Genomic DNA, 17966 nt, shown 5'->3' with positions numbered 1-17966 from the left:
TGTCGATAGCTATCCGTCGCCTTCTCCAATGACGGCGGCCCTAGTCGGAATGCCCGAGCGTGGCCTTGTGGATGTTTCCGACCAGAAGGCAACTGTCGCAAGGACCGATATAGGTTTGTGATACGCCTCCGAATACCACATGTGACGAGGATGTCTTGTTCAGATAGTTGTGCGCCGGATGAGCAACGAGAGCGAAAGCTTTCATCTGTTCTCCATAACGCTCCAGGGCGGTAATGATCTTTTTCTCCGCGCAGCCCGGGTTATGTTGATTGGCTTGCCGGATAATGTCTGGATGGACGTCGCCACCGCCAGGCACGTCGACACGGAGTATAAACGTCTCGCCAGTCGCTTCTTTGAACGCCTTGCCGCGGTCGCGAAGTCGCTCACCGATCTTGTCCTTCACGTCTCGGTGCAAGCCGGGAGAAAAGCTCAAGTAATAGTAGGGTAAGGTCGAGAGTGCTACCGCAATGACCCCTTCCTCGGTCACCCCGTTATCACTCAGAAACGACGAGATTGACTCGCCGAGCTCGAAAAGTTCGGCATCGGGCCCAGGATAAGGACCGTAGTAACCTGCGAGCCGTTCTTGCATGCTTGAGTCCAGTGGCATCTGGGTTCCCTCCCTCGATTGATCTTCCGTGAGGTACCACACGTCCGGGTTCGACCGGTTGCGATGAGCATAGCAGTGGCTTCTGATTTGCCCAGATGTCCAGATGTCCAAACTCAAATCAGCGTATTGATCACGCGACACTCAAGCGATTTCTACCCTGCGACTTTGCCGCGTAAAGTGCGCGGTCTGCCCGGTCGATCAGCGCCTTTTCATCAGGGTCGCCGGCAATACACGTCGCCACTCCCAGGCTGGCGGTCACGATACCGAACGGGCTCGACAGGTGCGCAAGTCGCTCGGCAGCGATACCCGACAGGATCGCCTCGGCAACCGTACGGGCTCCTGATTCGTCCGTATTGGGCATCACAACGGCGATTTCTTCTCCACCATAGCGAGCAGTCATGTCACCCGGGCGACGTACGCAGTGTTTAATCGCCTGGCAGATGACGCGCAGGCATTCATCTCCGGCAAGATGCCCGTAGTGATCGTTGTAACGTTTGAAAAAATCCACATCGATCAGGATCAGTGACAAAGGGCTTCCCAGTCGCTTGGCGCGTTTGAATTCGATATCCAGAAACTGATCGAAATGACGGCGGTTGGCGAGACCGGTGAGCTTGTCCTCGCTGGCGAAAATCTCCAGCGTATGGTTGAGCTCGATCAGCGCAGTCTGGGTGACAAGCAATTTGTTCTCCGCCCGAATCCGCCGGCTGATGTGGGAAATCAACCTGCGCCCCAACGCGACCAAGAGTCCCAGCAGCAACAACACTACAGCGACAGATTGTTTTGTTTGACTCAACCACGTTTGCATCGCCTCGTCCTGCCCCACCGCTACCGTTGTCACGAAGGGATATTGGTCGCTTCTCTTGAACGCATAGAGGCGATAGATGCCATCGACTTTCGAAGCAAAGTCCACGGTGCCTGATGAGGTGTTACGCAAGTATTCGGAAAATATGGGCACGCGAGAAAGGTCGCGACCGATGTCTTCCACCTGAAAGGGATACCTCACCAGCAGACGTCCTTCGGATGAGGTCAGGCTGATCGCGCCGAATTGCCCCACGTGAATGCTTCGATAAAGTTTGAGGAAATGCTCGAGGCTGATAGTCGCGGCGATCACCCCGGCAAAACTTCCATCTGGATGATCGATGCGTCGACTGACCGAAATCACCCAGGTGCAAGTGGCACGGCTGAGAATCGCCGGGCCGATAAATATGCCGCGATCCGGAGTGTCGCGGTGATGCTGGAAGAACGCACGATCCGCGTTGTTGCTATTGGCTGAAAACGGCATGTTGGTCGAGAATATCCAGTCCCCCCGGGCGTCATACAGCACCACGCTATTCAATTGCGGGAGTGCATCCATCTCTTGATCAATCAACATGCTCAGCCGTTTGAGCTGCTGCGGGCCGCTGCCGTCTTTCTCAATCCTTTCTGTCAGGCCCAGCAACAGCACTTCACTTTGCTTGAAGGTGCCCTCGGTGTAAGTGTTGAGTGCATGGGTCAGATTCAATGTGTCGGTTCTGATATCACTCAAGGTGTTCTGTCGGGCTGTCCATAACTGCCAGGCCGTCAGCAGCACCACCGATACACACACCAGCAAGATCAGGAAAGTGGCAAGTCGAAGATCGCGTTTCAAAGGAGTACCGGACTGTTGAGTACACAGGCGTCAAAGGCTACGCAGTATAGAGGGCTTTCGAGTAGCACTGCTGATGCAGGCAAAGGTCAGACCTACCGAATGTGACCTTGCGCCGGAAATGCCTCCACCCTTAGTTTTTCCATCACCAGTTCAATGAAGGCCGATACCGCCAACGGCAGATGCTGCCGGCTCGGGTAAAGCACGTGCAGACCAAAGCCGGCGCGCTGGTAGTGTGGCAACACCTGTACCAGTCGGCCCACCTGAAGATCGAGCATGGCGATCGTCGGCGGTAGCAGCGCGATACCCAGACCAGCTACCGTAGCCTTGCGCAATGCCTGAGCCGTGTTACCGGTAAAGCGGCTGGCGATTTGCACTTCTTCCTCCACGCCCTCTGGCCCCGCCAGACGCCAGGTGGCGAAGCCACTGGGATGGGCGAAACTCACACAATCGTGGTGCACCAGGTCTTGCAGCGTACTGGGCATACCGCGAGCAGCGATGTAAGCCGGACTCGCCACCAAGCCCTCGCTGCCCGCGCCGAACAGCTGGCGCCCGACGTAGCCCGAGTCTTGCAGAGGGCCACCGCGAAACGCGACGTCGATTCGCTCGGCGATCAAATCGGCACGGGCATCACTGAGCACAAAATCAAGCCGCACCCGAGGATAAGCGGCGAGAAAGTCGGCCACCCATTCCATCGGGAAAAAGTCGAAGAAGTCCGCCGTCGCCGCAATGCGCACCAATCCGCTGGGTTCCTGGCTGCCCGTCATTAACTCATGCCCGGCCTCGATCAGCCCGTCCACCGCGCCCACACAGCGCTCGTGAAAAGCCTGCCCGGCATAGGTGAGTGTCAGCTTGCGCGTGGAGCGTTGCAGCAGCCGGGTGTCGAGTTGCGCCTCGAGCTGCTGGACACGCCGGCTTACGGTGTTGGGCGGCATGCCCAGCCGCCGCGCCGCTTCGGCAAAGCTGCCGCTGCGGACCACTTGGACAAACAAGGCAATGTCATTCAAGTCGAGCATAAAACGATAATTCCAGCTAAAAATGGACGAGCCCAATCCAATTGTGCCATCTAATCAACCAATCCGGGCACGCTTATCCTCCTTGCATCGTTGCAGTTAGCCCTTTAGCTGCGCAAATCACAGGCAGGACATCGTTTTCCATGACTAATACCCCATCCCTCTCTCCTACCCAGAAACGCATCCTTTGGGGCGTTCGCATTTTTCTGGCCTTGGCGTTCGCCGCGGCCGGCATCGCTAAACTGGCCGGAGTGCCGCAAATGGTCCAGGTGTTCGACGCCATCGGTGTTGGCCAATGGTTCCGCTACCTGACCGGTGCCATCGAGGTGGTTGGCGCTGTATTGCTGCTGATCCCTGTCACGGGCTTTTTCGCCGGGTTGTTGCTGACGGCGACGATGGCCGGCGCAACGGTGACGCATCTCGTCGTGATTGGCGGCAATCCCGCCCCTGCTCTGGTGCTGCTGGCGATGTCTGCCTTCGTGGCCTGGCGTCAGAAACCCGTGACCTGGCTCGGTGCAGCGAGCTGATCCATGGGAACGGCGGCCGGCTCAAGACTTGAGGAACATCTATGAACAGCATCATCGCAACGCAAACGCGCACCATCGTTCACCGCACATCCGGCAGCACTCACGGGCCGATCACTCGGCTGATGAGCCCTGGCGACTTGGGCGAGTTGTTGAAGCCTTTTGTGTTTCTTGACCTCTTCGGATTCAAGCCCAAAGGCGGGCAGAAAGGATTCGGCATGCATCCGCATTCAGGGATCGCAACGCTGACCTACATGATCGAAGGCGGTGTAGCGTACGAAGACACCACGGGCAAGTCCGGCGTGCTACCCGCTGGAGGTGTGGAATGGATGCGCGCCGGCAATGGCGTGTGGCACGACGGCGCGCCCGCCAGCGGCGCTACAATATCGGGCTTTCAGCTTTGGGTCGCCTTGCCCGCTTCGCATGAAAACGCACCGGCGCAAAGCCTCTACCTCGCGCCCTCGCAGATCCCGCAAGAAGGCCCGGCGCGTGTGCTGCTCGGATGCTACGGCGCAGCGCAAAGTGCGATTGCGGCACCCTCCGACATGAACTACCTCGCTGTGCGCTTGAAAGATGGAGAACGCTGGCGCTACACCCCTCCCGCCGGCCACAACGTGGCATGGCTGGCGGTCAATGCCGGTCGGCTGGACGTGGGTGGCCCGGTCAATGCTGGTGAACTGGCGGTGTTCGAGGAGTCAGGCCAAGCCATCAACTTCGTGGCTCACGGCGATACGTCTTTCGTGCTGGGATCGGCGGTGAAACACCCGCACGATTTGGTGCTGGGTAGTTACTCGGTACACACCAGCCGAGCGGCACTGGCTCAGGGGGAAGCTGAAATTCAGCGCATCGGCGCACGTCTATTCCATGAGGGACGGCTGGCCTAGGACTCGCTGAATGCCATATACGCACTTTCAGTAAAAACCTGATAAGTTATACGACGACAGATGAGTACACCTGATTCATCTGTCGTCCTCACATCCATAACAACAAGGAAATACCCATGAAAAGAGTGAAACTGCTTATCGGTTTTTTATGCCTCTTCAGTGGCTACGTGGCGGCCGCCCCATCATCGGGCGAGAAGGATATTGCCGATGCAGTAGACCATCTGACTCAAGCCATGCTGAACAAGAACATTCCCCAATTACAAGCGCTGACCTCCGAGAACCTCACCTACGGGCATTCCAGCGGAAAAATCCAGGACAAGAAAGAATTCATCGCCGACATCGAAACCGGAAAAAGTGCTTTCAAAACGCTGGAAATGCAGAACCAGACAATCACCGTATCAGGTGATGTAGCGTTGGTCCGCCATCATTTTTCGGCACAAGCCATCAAGGGCACCGAGATCATTCCCACGGAAATCGAGAACTTTCAGATCTGGCAGAAACAGAAAGGCAAATGGCTACTGGTAGGACGACAAGCGTTCCGTCTCTGATTTTCTGCTTGGCTAGGCAGTCAATTGGGCATTGGCTGCTTTGAAAGATCGCAGCCTTCGGCAGTTCCTACGCCGACCGGGTACACCCCAGGAATCAGAGTCGTACGAAAATCCGGTCAGGCATCGCCGGCGTTTGCGTTGTTGGTGGATGCGCTGCGTTATCGGGGGTGAAGGCTGTTTCCCACAAACACTGCAAACCGGGGGAAGGCTAATGCCGGTCGGGCAGATCGGATCTGTAGGAGCCAGGCTTGCCGGCGAAGGCGCTTCCAGGGACGCCTTCGCCGGGAAGCCTGGCTCCTACGAAAAGCGGTTTGTCCACCACAGGGGTTGTGTGCAACATGAGCGAAATCGGGAGTGTCAGTCGATGGTTATGCTGGATGTGCCGGCCCCATCGCGAGCAGGCTCGCTCCCACAGTTGATCGCTGGCGTACACAAATAATGTGTTCACAGAAAACCCGATGTGGGAGCGAGCCTGCTTGCGATAGCGTCAGATGACACACCGCTAAATAGCAGCCTTGAACCCCTCCTCCCGCTGCAACGCCCGAGCCTGAATCACATCCAGTATTGCGCAACCTTCACGCGTCAGCAGGTGCACCGCCCGGGTGATACGGGTCAGGTCGCAGTCGGAAATACCTTTGAGATTGAGGCTGGACAAGGTGTCGGTCAGATCGCGAACCACGGTGAAACGGTGCATGTCGCTGAGTTCTTTGTGGGTGTTGATGAAGAGCACCGGGTTATCGGCGTCGTAGGTGTCGATGGGGAGGTAACGGGGCATGACTTGATCGAACATAGGGTGTAACTCCAAATAGAGCAACCACCGTCCGCGGCCAAGCGAAAAGGTGGCAGCTGTGTGCGGGTTGGCCGACCGGCACACCCAAAACCGGCACACCCGAGGGTGTCCCGCGCACAGCTGCCATAACACGATATCCAGACATAAAAAGGTCTGAACAATGACGCTGATGCGTTTTGGGGTGACCGACCGGCCAAGGTCGTTCGCGGTGTTTTCCGCGAGCACGAACTATAGGGGTCGATACCGAAACGCGGCAACAGGGTACGTTGTAGGAAACGTCTTGGAAAGTTGTGCGCCACAAAGTTGATCGTTCCTACGATCGCGTGGGAACGATCGGCACTCAATCAGCCTCATGCAATTTGATGCCGCATTTATCATCCAGTCGCCCTGGCTGATGGACAAGGCGTTGCGCAGTTTTTTCCGCCATCGGGCCGGGCGGCCTGCATTTGCCAGGCTATCGGTCCTCACGCGTGTGCCACAAACGCAGCAGGTAAATGGTGGACTCGACTATCTCGTAGCGCATCTCATAGTGGCCGACTTGAATTCGTCGCACATCACGCGGCTCGAACTCTTCCAGACGCTCGCCAATGCGTGGGTTGGCCAGCAGCGTGGTCGGTGTAGTCGTCAGTTGCTGTACTGTCCGTGCGGCAGCAGGTTGATTCACCGCCGCCAGAAACTCATACAGCCGGGTAATGTCGGAAAGCGCCTTACTTGTCCACTTCAAGTCCATCAGCGCGGCGCCGGCAACGGTGTGTCTGTACTGAGGCTATCAGCCCAGGACTGGACAGCCTGGTGGTCAATCACGCGACCAGCGTCCACATCGGCCAGGGCTTCACGAGTAAGTCGACTGCGTTCTTCTTCCTGATCTATCCAAGCGGATAGCGCCTGTTTGACGATCCAGTTCTTGGAGCGTTCTAGACGCTCAGCCATCAAATCGACTTTCTCGGCAAGCTGCACAGGGACATGGGCTGTCACGGATCGGGTTTTCGCGTTAGTGGCCATGATCGATTACTCCTGATGTGATTTGTCTTGTCTCGTTACTAATCAACTTGAATCAAAACCAATCATATCGAATAGCGATACATCGTCAAGCGCAGCGCCAGATTGAGGTAATACCCTCGATAGACGGACAAAACAGGGTCCAAGATGTCAACTTTTAGGTAAGAGGAAAACAAGGGCAGCGCGTGACGCTGGGGCTGGAGCTGGCGTTGACATGCATCGTCGTGCAGATCATCAAACCGGCTTACAAAGCACTCAATCATCCTCATGCAACTTGATCCCGCGCTTATGCAGCAGGTACGGAACCAGCAACACCAACAACGTCAGCACCAGAACCGAAGCCGCGATGGGTTGTGTCACAAACACCATCCAGTCGCCCTGGCTGATGGACAAGGCGTTGCGCAGTTGTTTTTCCGCCATCGGGCCCAGCAGCATGCCGACGATCACCGGGGCGACGGGGAAATCGAAACGCCGCATCAACACCCCTGCCCAGCCGATGCCCAGCATCAGAAACAGGTCGAAAGTCGAGTGGCGCATGCCGTATACGCCGATGGTGGCGAACACCAGAATGCCGGCGTTCAGGTAGGGCCGTGGAATCTGCAAGAGTTTGACCCACAGGCCCACCAACGGCAGGTTCAGCACCAGCAGGATGGCGTTGCCGATGTACAAAGAGGCCACCAGCGTCCAGACCAACTCACCCGAGGTCTGGAACAGCAGCGGCCCCGGTTGCAGGTTGTAGTTCTGGAACGCGGCCAACAGGATCGCCGCCGTGGCGGAGGTCGGGATGCCCAGCGTCAGCAGCGGCACCAGCGAGCCGGTGGCGCTCGCGTTGTTGGCCGCCTCGGGGCCGGCGACACCCTCAATGGCGCCCTCGCCTTTGCTGGCCGCGAACTCTTTCGGGTATTTGCTGAGTTTGCGTTCAGTCGAATAGGACAGGAACGTCGGAATTTCCGCGCCACCGGCCGGAATCGACCCGAAGGGAAACCCGATCAGGGTGCCCCGCAGCCACGCGGGAATCGAGCGTTTCCAGTCGGCGCGGGTCATCCACAACGAGGTCAAGCGATGTCGGCTGCCCGTCTCTTCCTTTTGGTAGAGCACGCTGTACAAAGCCTCACCGACGGCAAACAAGCCGACCGCCACCAGCACCACTTCGATACCATCAACCAGTTCGGGCACCGCCATGGTGTAGCGGGCAATGCCCGAGGTCGAGTCCAGGCCGATCAAGCCGATGGTCAGCCCGATGCCCAGTGAGGCAAAGCCGCGCAGCATCGACGCACCGAGCACCGCCGACACCGTGGTGAAGGCCAGCACCAGAATCGCGAAATACTCCGCCGGCCCGAATTTCAACGCCAGCGTGGCAACGAGTGGCGCAAACAACGTCAACAAAATCGTCGCGATGGTGCCGGCCACGAATGAACCTATCGCGGCCGTCGCCAAGGCCGGGCCGGCCCGTCCGTTACGGGCCATGAGGTTGCCTTCCAGGGCCGTGACCATGGAGGACGACTCCCCGGGGGTATTGAGCAGAATCGAGGTGGTGGAGCCGCCAAACTGAGCGCCGTAATAGATGCCGGCGAACATGATCAGCGCCCCGGTAGGATCGACCTTGGCGGTGATCGGCAGCAGCAAGGCCACCGTCAGCGCCGGTCCGATCCCCGGCAAAACACCGATTGCGGTACCCAGCAGGCAGCCGATAAAGCCCCACATCAGATTGATCGGTGCCAGCGCGGCCCCGAAGCCGCTTGCCAGACTTGCGAGAATATCCACCTTGTCGACCTCCTTCGGCCCGGATCAGATCCAGGCGTTGACCAGGGGCGGAAGGGAAACCCCTAGCCCGGCGGTGAAAAGCCAGTAAATCGGCAGCGTCAGGGCGATGCCTATGGCGAGGTCCCGCAGCGGGCTGCGACTGCCAAAGCCCCGTGCCGAACAGGCAAACAGCAGTGCCGCCGCCAATACGAAGCCGATGTAGGTAATGAGCAAGGCGACCCCTACCAGCCCCGCCGTGACCCAGGTCGCGCCGAGCTTGCCGCCGGGCTGAGCCTGGGTGGTTTCGTGGTCGTCGCCAAGGTTGCGAAAACCACCAGTGAGCGCCTGATAGCACATCAACAGACCGACGCCGCCGAGAAACACCGCGACGGCATAGGGGTAGACATAGGCCGCCATGATGACGAAGCCCATCTCGGGAGGAAACCGCGAGGCGCCGATCGCCAATACCGCGCTGATGACGACGACACCTAAGCCAATCGCCAGTTGGGCCGGCATGACTTTCCAGCGCCCGGCCATCTCAAAGCAGCCCGACCTTGACCAGCATCGCGCGCAGGCGCCCGTGCTCTTCTTCGACGAATTTACCGAAATCATCCCCGGTCAAAATGCTCGGTGACCATGCATTGGTTTTTACGTTTTCTTGCCAGACGTTGCTTTTGGTGGCGGTCAGGACGGCTTCGGTCAGTTCTTTACGTTGCTCGGGCGTCAGGCCCGCTGCGCCGTAAACACCCCGCCAGTTGCCGATCGTCACGTCGTAGCCAGCCTCTTTGAGGGTCGGAGCATCGATGCCTTCAACGCGGTTGGGCGCTCCGATGGCGAGTAGGCGGAACTGCTTGGACTGGACGTATTTGGCAAGCTCGGCGTAGCCGCCGGTGATCACCGTGATATGGCCACCCAGCACCGCGGCGACGACTTCGCCGCCCCCTGCGAAGGCTACGTAGTTCACCTTGTTGACGGGGACGTCCATTTTGCTCGCCAGTTCGGCGATGCCAATGTGGTCGATCGACCCCTTGGAACCACCACCCCATTTGATACTGGACGGGTTGGCTTTGAAGTCTTTGAGCAAGTCGTCCAGGGTTTTGTACGGGGAGTCGTCACGCACGGCAATCACGTTGTATTCGGTAAACAGCCGGGCGATCGGTGTCACGTCCTTCAAGGTGATTTGCGGTTTGTTCTGCTCGATGGCCGCGACCATGATCGCGCCGACCACAATCAGGGCATTGGCGTCGCCCTTGGTGCCGTTGGCAAATTGCGCCAACCCCAGAGTCCCACCGGCACCTCCCTTGTTTTCGAAGGTGACGGCCTTGGCCGTTTTGGCCTCGACCATGGCTTTGCCCAGGACCCGTGCGGTCTGGTCATAACCACCACCGACTGAACCGGGGGCCATGAACTTGACGGTGTCCAGCGCAAAGACAGGTGATGCGAGCGTGGCGGCGGTAATGACAGCGGCGGCCATGTTGCTGCTGAATCGACGGAACAAGGCAAGCATGTGTGATCTCCCGATAACAGTTCTTGTTGTTTTCGATCAGGGGTAGCCCCTGCTCGTTGAACAGGCATCTGGGAATAAGCGTAGGTCATAGTTGTGTTTGTTGGTGTCCTTTCAATCAACCGGATGGCAATGACCGATAGCCCCGCGCAATGAGCTGATGTCCCGCGGGGCTGGCACCAAAAGCAGATCAGAAACGCAGGGGCATTATTCTATTAGGCTGCACGCCCGCGTTTCAGGCCTTTACCGGGACCGCCGATACCACCGCATCCTCAAGATCCAGCGTTCTGGCGTGAGCCTGGGCCTCTTCTTCGCTCATCAGTTCGCCTTCCCATTTGGCGACCACGGCAGTGGCAATGGAGTTGCCCACCGCATTGGTTGCCGAGCGCCCCATATCGAGGAACGTATCGACCCCCAGAATCAGTAACAGCCCGGCCTCGGGAATATTGAACTGGTTCAGCGTCGCGGCAATTACCACCAGGGACGCCCGCGGTACACCGGCCATGCCCTTGGAGGTCAGCATCAGAATCAGCAACATGGTGATCTGGGTACCGATGGACAACTCGATGCCGTAAGCCTGGGCGATAAACAGCACTGCGAACGTGCAGTAAATCATCGAGCCGTCGAGGTTGAACGAGTACCCCATCGGCATGACAAAACTGGAGATCTTGCGCTTTACACCAAAGCGATCGAGGGCCTCGAGAATTTTCGGATACGCCGATTCGGAGCTCGCCGTGGCAAAAGACAGCAGGAAGGCTTCCTTGATCAACACCACGAGCTTGAACACCCGCGGTCCGAGAAACAGCAGGCCAGCCAGCACCAGCAGCCCCCACAACAAGAACAGCCCCAGGTAAAAATCGCCCATGAAGACGGCGAATTTCAACAGGATTGCCAACCCGTTCACCGACACGGTCGCGGCCATGGCGGCCATCACTGCAATGGGTGCCAACTTCATCACGTAACCGGTGATTTTCAGCATCGCGTGGGACAACTCTTCGATCAGGCCCACGAGGCGCTCGGCCTTTTTGCCCAGCGCCGCCAGTGCGACGCCGAAGAACATGGAGAACACCACGATCTGCAGGATTTCGTTGTTGGCCATCGCCTCGGCGAAGGATTTGGGTACCAGGTGGACGACGAAATCCTTCAGGGTGAAGGCTGACGTCGCAAGGTTAGTGTGGGCACCGATATCGGGCAGTGGAAGGCCGAGGTTGTGCCCAGGTTGTAGCAGATTGGCCATGACCAGCCCCAGCACCAGAGACACCAACGAAGCCGTCACGAACCAACCCAGGGCCTTGGCAAATACGCGCCCGACCGACGCGGCATCGCCCATATGCGCGATACCGACCACCAGCGTCGAGAACACCAGCGGCCCGATCAGCATTTTGATCAGACGCAAAAAGACATCCGAGACAATGGAGATGTACCCCGCTACTTTGGTCGCCGATTCCTTGTCCGGAAAGTTGATGAACACCATGTAACCGATAAGGATCCCCAGGGTCATGGCGATCAGAATCCATGCCGCAGCCGGTAATTTGCTCTTCATAAAACACCTCCATGGGTTTAACCCAGTTCCAATTGCCTCAATGGCAGCGATTCATTCGCAATAGGTTGATCCATGCACTGAACGACTTTTATCCGCTCAAGTGCGCTGAACCGGGCAGCAAGCAAACCGCCCTTGGATCGGGGCGGTGCTTGAACAAGAGGTGAATCGTTATTTTTGTTATCAGCCGACTACGTCATGCAGGCATCATGTACACGTCGGGAGGCTCCGGCAGTGCAGCGAGCATGTCTTGCAGTCCGACAGCCCACTGCGCACGGATACGATTGAAGTAAGGGTCGTCGGCCGTGATGCGGTAACTTTTCGCACGGGTAAAACTGTCTTTGCGGTACACCAGCAGGTCCAGCGGCATGCCTACCGACAGGTTGCTGTGCATGGTCGAGTCGAACGAGATCAGCCCGCAGCGCAGGCCTTCGTCGAGGGAGGTGCGAAACTTCAGGTTGCGATCCAGGATCGGCCTGCCGTATTTGCTTTCACCCAATTGCAGGAACGGCGTGTCCTCCGTCGCTTGAATGAAGTTGCCTTGCGGGTAAATGCTGTACACGTCCATGGGACCGTCCGCGATTTGCCCACCGACCAGAAAGGAACAACTCAAGTCGGTCTTGCCCGCCAACTTGGTGCGATCCCGGGCGACGACTTCGCGAATGGTCTCGGCCACCAGCACGGTGGCGTCATAGAGCGTGCGGACATTCAACAGATGGGTGCCCGACCCGCTCGCACGTTGCTTGAGCAGGTTGACCACCGATTGCGACGTGGCCAGGTTACCCGCGGTTTGCAGCACGATCAGCCGCTCTCCTGGCGTGCTGAAAATAAACAATTTACGGAAGGTTGAAATCTGGTCGATACCGGCATTGGTCCTTGAATCGGAGATGAACACCAGCCCGTCGGCCAGGTGCATAGCGACGCAATAAGTCATTCGTGTTAACTCGTGAATTTGAGATGAGAGGCCATACCGTCTCCACGACGGTATGGCCAGTTGCTGCGACTGACTCGGGGTTATTGGTGTTGAACCTGAAACAGGGACGTTACCTGTACCCGAGCCAGCATCGACTCAGCCCCGCCGCCACGACGCATACCGCGTACCGGACAGGCGTCCAGGTAGTCCAGACCCACCGCCAGTTTCAGATGGCGTTCGGGCCGGGCCAACCGATTCGTCACGTCGAAGCTGTACCAGCCATCGTCGAGCCACGCTTCGGCCCAGGCATGGCTGGCCAAGTGATTTTCATCTTCGGTACACAGGTAGCCAGAGACATAACGTGCGGGAATTCCCAGGCTGCGGGCGCAGGCAAGGAAAGCGTGGGTATGGTCCTGGCACACCCCTCCTCCGCCCGCAAACGCCTCGGCTGCGGTGGTATCCACCGTGGTCGCACCCGGGTTGTAGACCATGTGGTCGGCCAGGCCATTCATCAGGTCGATCAGCGCCGTCCGATCACGCCGCGTACCGCAGTGCTGCACGGTAAAGGCATTCAGGGCATCGTCCAGTTTTGTCAGGTGACTGGTGCGCAAAAATGGCAAAGGCGATTGGCTGTCGCGTTCAAACTCACGGTCCGGATCGATTTCCACCTGACCATAAGCCGTCAGCACCAGAGCTCCGTGGGGCTCGTCCATCGTCAACACATGCAGGATGTTGCCGTAAGGATCGAACTGGCTGCGGACCAGGCGCGGCAATTCCAGGTGCCATTCGAGGATGCGCTGGCGATCGCTGTTCTGCGGTGTCAGCCGCAGGAACTGGATGCTGGTGCAGACTTCGTCGGCGTAGCTGTAAGTGGTGTCGTGGCGTATGGACAGTTTCATACGACCTCCAGATAAGACTCGTGCACGGTCTGACCAAGATGGCGAACCTGGGAGATGAAATCAGTCAGCCACAGGTGCAGACCGAAGCCGAGAATCTCGTCGATCCCGGTATAACGCAGCCGCGCATTCAGTTCGGCGGCCAGGCGCTGGGCCGGTCGGCCGTTGTTGCCCGGCAGGCTGGCGAGGATCTGGTCCAGTTCCTCGATACAAGCGTGCAGCGAACGCGGCACATCGCCACGCAACAGCAGCATCTCGGAAACCTGCTCGGCGCCTGGCGCATTGCGGTAGATCTCGTTGAACGCCTCGAAGGACGACAAGGCGCGCAGCAAGGCGCTCCACTGGTAGTAGCCTCGCGCAGAGTTGTCACTCACCTCCTCCGACTCTTCGCCGAACATTTCGTAGCGCGCATCCAGCAGGCGCAGAGTGTTATCGGCCCGTTCAAGGAAAGTGCCCAGGCGGATAAAGCAGTAGGCATCGTTGCGCATGATGGTGCCCGAGGTCGCGCCACGGAACAGATGCGAGCGCTCCTTGACCCACTCGCAGAAATGGCTGATGCCGTACCGCCCCAGGCCATTGCTGGCGATATTGCGCATCTCCAGCCAGGTGGCGTTGATGTTCTCCCACATGTCGGCGGTGATGCGTCCACGCACCGCGTGAGCATTGGCCCGAGCGGCCTGCAGGCAGCAATAGATACTGCCGGGGTTGGTTTCATCCAGCGCGAAAAAGTGCAGCATGCGCTCGGTGTTGAGTTCGCCGTAGCGTTCGTTGTAGTCGTCCAGCGTGCCGGCGGCCAATAGCGACATCGCCAGCTCGGCACGGCCGTCGGTGCGCCCGGCCTGGGGCATCAGCGACAGCGAGTAACTGACTTCGAGCATGCGCGCCAGGTTTTCGGCGCGCTCCAGGTAACGGGACATCCAGTAGAGGTCCGAAGCGGTTCTTGAAAGCATGTCTTAGTCCTCCACTACCCAAGTGTCTTTGGTGCCGCCGCCCTGAGACGAGTTCACCACCAGCGAGCCTTCGCGCAATGCCACGCGAGTCAGGCCACCGGGCACCAGACGGGTTTCGCTGCCCGACAGGACAAACGGGCGCAGATCAATGTGGCGTGGAGCGATGCCGTTTTCGACAAAGGTCGGGCACGTCGACAGGCACAGGGTGGGTTGAGCGATATAGGCTTCGGGGCGTGCCTTGAGGCGCGCGCGGAAGTCTTCGATCTCCGCCGCCGTGGCCGCGGGCCCAACCAGCATGCCGTAGCCGCCGGAACCCTGGGTTTCCTTGACCACCAGCTCGGGAAGATGGGCCAGCACGTGGGACAGCTCTTCGGGTTTGCGACATTGCCAGGTCGGCACGTTCTTGAGGATCGGTTCCTCGCTGAGGTAGAAGCGGATCATGTCGTCGACATAGGGATAGATCGACTTGTCGTCGGCCACACCGGTGCCGATGGCGTTGGCCAGCACCACGTTCCCCGAGCGATAGGCCGCCACCAGCCCCGGGACACCCAGCATGGAGTCTGGATTGAAGGACAGCGGATCGAGGAAGGCATCGTCGAGGCGGCGATAGATCACATCCACCTGTTTCGGGCCGGCCGTGGTGCGCATATAGACATGATCGTCGCGGACAAACAGGTCGGCGCCTTCGACCAGTTCCACGCCCATTTCACGGGCCAGGAATGCGTGTTCGAAGTAAGCGCTGTTGAAGCGACCCGGGGTCAATACCACGGCCGTCGGGTTATCCAGGGGGCTGGAGCTCTTTAGGGTGTCCAGCAGCAGATTGGGGTAGTGATCGATGGGCGCCACACGCTGGGCGGCGAAGAGTTCGGGGAACAAGCGCATCATCATTTTGCGGTCTTCGAGCATGTAGCTCACACCGCTGGGGGTGCGCAAGTTGTCTTCCAGTACGTAGTAACTGCCATCCCCGTCGCGGACCAGATCGACCCCGGAGATGTGGGCATAGATGCCGCGGTGCAGATTCAGGCCCTGCATGGCGACCTGATAACCCTCGTTGGCCAACACCTGTTCGGCCGGAATAATGCCCTCCTTGAGAATGCGTTGCCCGTGGTAGATGTCGGCCAGGAACATGTTCAATGCCTGGACCCGTTGAATGCAGCCACGCTCCACCGTTTGCCATTCGCGGGCTGTGATGCTGCGTGGAATGATGTCGAACGGAATCAACCGCTCTGTGCCCTGCTCGTCCCCGTATAAGGTGAAGGTGATGCCGGCTCGGTGGAACAACAGGTCGGCTTCGCGACGACGTTGATCCAGCAACTCCAGAGGTGTGTCCGCCAACCAACGCGCGAACTCCTGGTAATGTGGGCGGCAGCCACCACTCGCATCATACATTTCGTTAAAAAAAGCTCGGGACATACCCTACTCCTTGCCGCGATACAGACGGCATTTTCTTATCACTCTGCTATTTCAATAAAATAAGGCCTTACGTTGTTTTAGTGAGTACTGTTTCTGTTGAGCACCTCAGTGTGCGCCGTTAACTTCCTGTCACATTCGGAAATAACTTCCTCATGACTCCGGTAATCTCTTGACGCGTCCCGACGCCAGAGATTCGGCCTCTGCGGTTTGATTTCTGGCGCCCCATTTATAACGTTCCCCATTATCTTTTTTCGTTGAAAACCACACTTGCGGTGGTTGGAAAGTACTTTTGCAAGGGCTGTGCCCAAGTATTGTTACTGCTGATAAAAAACGAAAAACCCCTCCGCAAAGACACCAGAGAGACATTTCATTGCATTTTTGAGACGGAAACAGGTGCGATCGCTGAAACGTTTTTCCCACTTGTAACTTGCACAACTCTAGAGCGGGCAAAAATGGTGCGATTAGCAACTCCGGGGCGTTTTTTGCCCTATAAGCGGGAAATTTCTACTCATTATTTTTATTGCCCTTGTAATACAAAGCATCCCACCCGGCGCCTCGATAAATATCGAACGCACTATTAATGCTCAAAAAAATGCACCAAAAGATTTCAGAAAGAACGTAAGTGCCAAGTAGTGAGGCAAAAAAAGAGAGAGCAAAGAGGCCTGATCCGTGGCCGAAAGAGGTCGAGACAGGCTGCGAGCGGGCCCCCCGGTTATCCGGTCAAACGGCCGCCAACCATTCTTTTTGACGGGCTAAAACCGATGTTGCTGTCTCACCTACCAGCTCAGCGTACACATTGGGTGCGGTCGCCCCTTCGGTGCTGATCAACAGGACTTTCGATTGCCGGTTGATACCGGTTTTTGAGGCAAGGCCTGGCGTCGACATGATCTGCGTAAGCCCGGCTAGCCCGGCAACGGCGGATTCTCCAGCGACCACCGGGATATCTTGTGGGCTACCGATAGCCAGCTTGCGCATGGCGTCCACGGCATCCTGATCCTGGACGGTCATGAAAAAATCGACGCTGGAACGAAGAAACTTCCACGCAAGCGTAGAGGTTTCACCACAGGCTAACCCGGCCATCAGCGAGTCTACCGAGCCCGTGGCCTTTGCGGCTTTACCGCTGAGGGCGCTTTGGTACAGGCAATCGGCTTGCTCGGGCTCCACGACAATCAACACAGGTCGTTGCTCGCCACACTGCTCCCAGAAATAACTGGCGATCCCCGCCGCCAGTCCGCCGACCCCACCTTGCAGAAAAACATGGGTGAATGCACACCCGCTGCCATGCCAATCGGTCGAGGCCTCGATGATCTCTGCGGCCATGGTGCCGTAACCCTGCATGACGTCCCGCGGGATCTCTTCGTAGCCATCATAGGAAGTGTCAGAAACAACCCGCCATTGATTGCTCGCAGCCAGGGCTGCTGCGTGCTCGACCGACTCATCGTAGTTGCCGCTGATACGGATGATCTCTGCGCCAAAAGCCGCAATGCCCTCTTCGCGTTCGGTACTGACCTTGGCATGCAGCACGATCATGCATCGGCAGCCAATGCTTTGCGCGGCTGCGGCCAGCGCACGGCCATGGTTGCCGTCGGTCGCACTGATGACGGTGAAGTCGGCCAGTGACGTCGCGTACTTGCCTGCAAGCAGACCTGGCGCGTCATAGCCTCGCGCTGGAAATGTCCGGAGGATCAAACGGACCAGAGCAATCGGTGCGCCAAGTGCCTTGAAACTGCCGAGCACAGAACGCGCCGATTCATCCTTCACCCACACGTGCCCGACGCCCAGTTGCGCGGCCAGATCAGGTAGCGAATACAAAGGCGTGCCCTGGTGATTCAGGTGCTGCCAATGGGCAAGCCAGGCGCGACTTTCAGCCGCTTTGTGCATGCTCATGATGCCCAGCAGGTCATCAGGATAGGGTTCACGTCTTGCGTTGGGGTTGGCGATTAACATGGGGGCACTCCATTTTCAGGCAAAGCGAAGTCGTCGCTGGCGGATGTCAGCCAGCGAATCGGTCTATCGGG

The 17966-nt window shown here is 58.1% G+C and carries 18 protein-coding genes; 3 read left to right on the top strand and 15 right to left on the bottom strand.

The window, feature by feature from the left end; genetic code table 11:
• Positions 1-40 precede the first annotated feature (40 nt).
• The 3 genes from AB7M22_RS11620 to AB7M22_RS11610 form a co-directional block, all read right to left on the bottom strand.
• Entirely contained in the window at positions 41-589 is a 549-nt protein-coding gene (locus AB7M22_RS11620) for a hypothetical protein (RefSeq protein WP_454186381.1), read from the bottom strand.
• A 148-nt stretch (positions 590-737) separates the two neighbouring features.
• Complete coding sequence (locus tag AB7M22_RS11615) at positions 738-2234, bottom strand: sensor domain-containing diguanylate cyclase (protein ID WP_454186380.1); 1497 nt, start codon at positions 2232-2234, stop codon at positions 738-740.
• Between the two features lie 92 nt (positions 2235-2326).
• Positions 2327-3247, bottom strand: coding sequence for a LysR family transcriptional regulator (locus tag AB7M22_RS11610; RefSeq protein WP_454186379.1), 921 nt, complete (start codon positions 3245-3247; stop codon positions 2327-2329).
• Positions 3248-3387: 140 nt separating this feature from the next.
• Here AB7M22_RS11610 and AB7M22_RS11605 point away from each other — a divergent pair, with 140 nt between their 5' ends.
• The 3 genes from AB7M22_RS11605 (at position 3388) to AB7M22_RS11595 (ending at position 5200) form a co-directional block, all read left to right on the top strand.
• Positions 3388-3771 carry a DoxX family protein gene (locus AB7M22_RS11605; protein ID WP_454186378.1) on the top strand — a complete coding sequence of 128 codons (384 nt, stop codon included), beginning with the start codon at positions 3388-3390 and terminating at the stop codon, positions 3769-3771.
• Positions 3772-3812: 41 nt separating this feature from the next.
• Entirely contained in the window at positions 3813-4652 is an 840-nt protein-coding gene (locus AB7M22_RS11600; RefSeq protein WP_454186377.1) for a pirin family protein, read from the top strand.
• Positions 4653-4768: 116 nt separating this feature from the next.
• Positions 4769-5200, top strand: a complete 432-nt coding sequence (locus tag AB7M22_RS11595; RefSeq protein ID WP_454186376.1) for a nuclear transport factor 2 family protein — start codon at positions 4769-4771, stop codon at positions 5198-5200.
• Between the two features lie 502 nt (positions 5201-5702).
• On the opposite strand, the gene AB7M22_RS11590 is transcribed toward AB7M22_RS11595, so the two are convergent.
• From AB7M22_RS11590 to AB7M22_RS11535, 12 genes are all read right to left on the bottom strand, one after another.
• On the bottom strand, positions 5703-5990 hold the full coding sequence (locus AB7M22_RS11590; RefSeq protein WP_454186375.1) for a hypothetical protein: 288 nt from the start codon (positions 5988-5990) through the stop codon (positions 5703-5705).
• Between the two features lie 454 nt (positions 5991-6444).
• The gene (locus AB7M22_RS11585; RefSeq protein ID WP_008013237.1) at positions 6445-6720 is read right to left on the bottom strand and encodes a type II toxin-antitoxin system RelE/ParE family toxin; all 276 of its coding nucleotides are present in this window, start codon (positions 6718-6720) and stop codon (positions 6445-6447) included.
• Positions 6720-6992, bottom strand: a complete 273-nt coding sequence (locus tag AB7M22_RS11580; protein WP_454186374.1) for a CopG family ribbon-helix-helix protein — start codon at positions 6990-6992, stop codon at positions 6720-6722. Before AB7M22_RS11580 ends, AB7M22_RS11585 begins: the two co-directional genes overlap by 1 nt.
• A gap of 252 nt (positions 6993-7244) precedes the next feature.
• Positions 7245-8753 (bottom strand): tripartite tricarboxylate transporter permease, encoded by a 1509-nt coding sequence (locus AB7M22_RS11575; RefSeq protein ID WP_454186373.1) that lies wholly within the window; start codon positions 8751-8753, stop codon positions 7245-7247.
• A gap of 24 nt (positions 8754-8777) precedes the next feature.
• Positions 8778-9269: a tripartite tricarboxylate transporter TctB family protein gene (locus tag AB7M22_RS11570; RefSeq protein WP_454186372.1), complete on the bottom strand. Its 492-nt coding sequence runs from the start codon at positions 9267-9269 to the stop codon at positions 8778-8780.
• 1 nt (position 9270) lies between these two features.
• Positions 9271-10239: a tripartite tricarboxylate transporter substrate binding protein gene (locus tag AB7M22_RS11565; RefSeq protein ID WP_454186371.1), complete on the bottom strand. Its 969-nt coding sequence runs from the start codon at positions 10237-10239 to the stop codon at positions 9271-9273.
• Positions 10240-10471: 232 nt separating this feature from the next.
• The gene (locus tag AB7M22_RS11560; protein WP_454186370.1) at positions 10472-11779 is read right to left on the bottom strand and encodes a dicarboxylate/amino acid:cation symporter; all 1308 of its coding nucleotides are present in this window, start codon (positions 11777-11779) and stop codon (positions 10472-10474) included.
• A 193-nt stretch (positions 11780-11972) separates the two neighbouring features.
• Positions 11973-12710 (bottom strand): peptidase, encoded by a 738-nt coding sequence (locus AB7M22_RS11555; protein WP_454186369.1) that lies wholly within the window; start codon positions 12708-12710, stop codon positions 11973-11975.
• Between the two features lie 80 nt (positions 12711-12790).
• A complete protein-coding gene (locus tag AB7M22_RS11550; protein ID WP_008013249.1) occupies positions 12791-13588 on the bottom strand; it encodes a transglutaminase family protein in 798 nt (265 codons plus the stop codon).
• On the bottom strand, positions 13585-14535 hold the full coding sequence (locus tag AB7M22_RS11545; protein WP_454186368.1) for an alpha-E domain-containing protein: 951 nt from the start codon (positions 14533-14535) through the stop codon (positions 13585-13587). Before AB7M22_RS11545 ends, AB7M22_RS11550 begins: the two co-directional genes overlap by 4 nt.
• A gap of 3 nt (positions 14536-14538) precedes the next feature.
• A complete protein-coding gene (locus tag AB7M22_RS11540) occupies positions 14539-15948 on the bottom strand; it encodes a circularly permuted type 2 ATP-grasp protein (protein WP_007902297.1) in 1410 nt (469 codons plus the stop codon).
• Positions 15949-16668: 720 nt separating this feature from the next.
• Positions 16669-17895 carry a diaminopropionate ammonia-lyase gene (locus AB7M22_RS11535; RefSeq protein ID WP_454186367.1) on the bottom strand — a complete coding sequence of 409 codons (1227 nt, stop codon included), beginning with the start codon at positions 17893-17895 and terminating at the stop codon, positions 16669-16671.
• Positions 17896-17966: the final 71 nt, after the last annotated feature.

It is taken from the genome of Pseudomonas sp. ADAK2 TE3594, assembly GCF_053628675.1.
Note: the sequence above shows the minus strand (reverse complement) of the source record. Positions and strands in the feature narration are given on the sequence as shown.

Bases quoted from the DNA above. Each gene is read 5' to 3' on its own strand.
- AB7M22_RS11620 (WP_454186381.1), bottom strand. From the start codon at position 589: ATGCAAGAACGGCTCGCAGGTTACTACGGTCCTTATCCTGGGCCCGAT.
- AB7M22_RS11610 (WP_454186379.1), bottom strand. From the start codon at position 3,247: ATGCTCGACTTGAATGACATTGCCTTGTTTGTCCAAGTGGTCCGCAGC.
- AB7M22_RS11605 (WP_454186378.1), top strand. From the start codon at position 3,388: ATGACTAATACCCCATCCCTCTCTCCTACCCAGAAACGCATCCTTTGG.
- AB7M22_RS11600 (WP_454186377.1), top strand. From the start codon at position 3,813: ATGAACAGCATCATCGCAACGCAAACGCGCACCATCGTTCACCGCACA.
- AB7M22_RS11595 (WP_454186376.1), top strand. From the start codon at position 4,769: ATGAAAAGAGTGAAACTGCTTATCGGTTTTTTATGCCTCTTCAGTGGC.
- AB7M22_RS11590 (WP_454186375.1), bottom strand. From the start codon at position 5,990: ATGTTCGATCAAGTCATGCCCCGTTACCTCCCCATCGACACCTACGAC.
- AB7M22_RS11585 (WP_008013237.1), bottom strand. From the start codon at position 6,720: ATGGACTTGAAGTGGACAAGTAAGGCGCTTTCCGACATTACCCGGCTG.
- AB7M22_RS11580 (WP_454186374.1), bottom strand. From the start codon at position 6,992: ATGGCCACTAACGCGAAAACCCGATCCGTGACAGCCCATGTCCCTGTG.
- AB7M22_RS11570 (WP_454186372.1), bottom strand. From the start codon at position 9,269: ATGGCCGGGCGCTGGAAAGTCATGCCGGCCCAACTGGCGATTGGCTTA.
- AB7M22_RS11565 (WP_454186371.1), bottom strand. From the start codon at position 10,239: ATGCTTGCCTTGTTCCGTCGATTCAGCAGCAACATGGCCGCCGCTGTC.
- AB7M22_RS11560 (WP_454186370.1), bottom strand. From the start codon at position 11,779: ATGAAGAGCAAATTACCGGCTGCGGCATGGATTCTGATCGCCATGACC.
- AB7M22_RS11555 (WP_454186369.1), bottom strand. From the start codon at position 12,710: ATGACTTATTGCGTCGCTATGCACCTGGCCGACGGGCTGGTGTTCATC.
- AB7M22_RS11550 (WP_008013249.1), bottom strand. From the start codon at position 13,588: ATGAAACTGTCCATACGCCACGACACCACTTACAGCTACGCCGACGAA.
- AB7M22_RS11545 (WP_454186368.1), bottom strand. From the start codon at position 14,535: ATGCTTTCAAGAACCGCTTCGGACCTCTACTGGATGTCCCGTTACCTG.
- AB7M22_RS11540 (WP_007902297.1), bottom strand. From the start codon at position 15,948: ATGTCCCGAGCTTTTTTTAACGAAATGTATGATGCGAGTGGTGGCTGC.
- AB7M22_RS11535 (WP_454186367.1), bottom strand. From the start codon at position 17,895: ATGTTAATCGCCAACCCCAACGCAAGACGTGAACCCTATCCTGATGAC.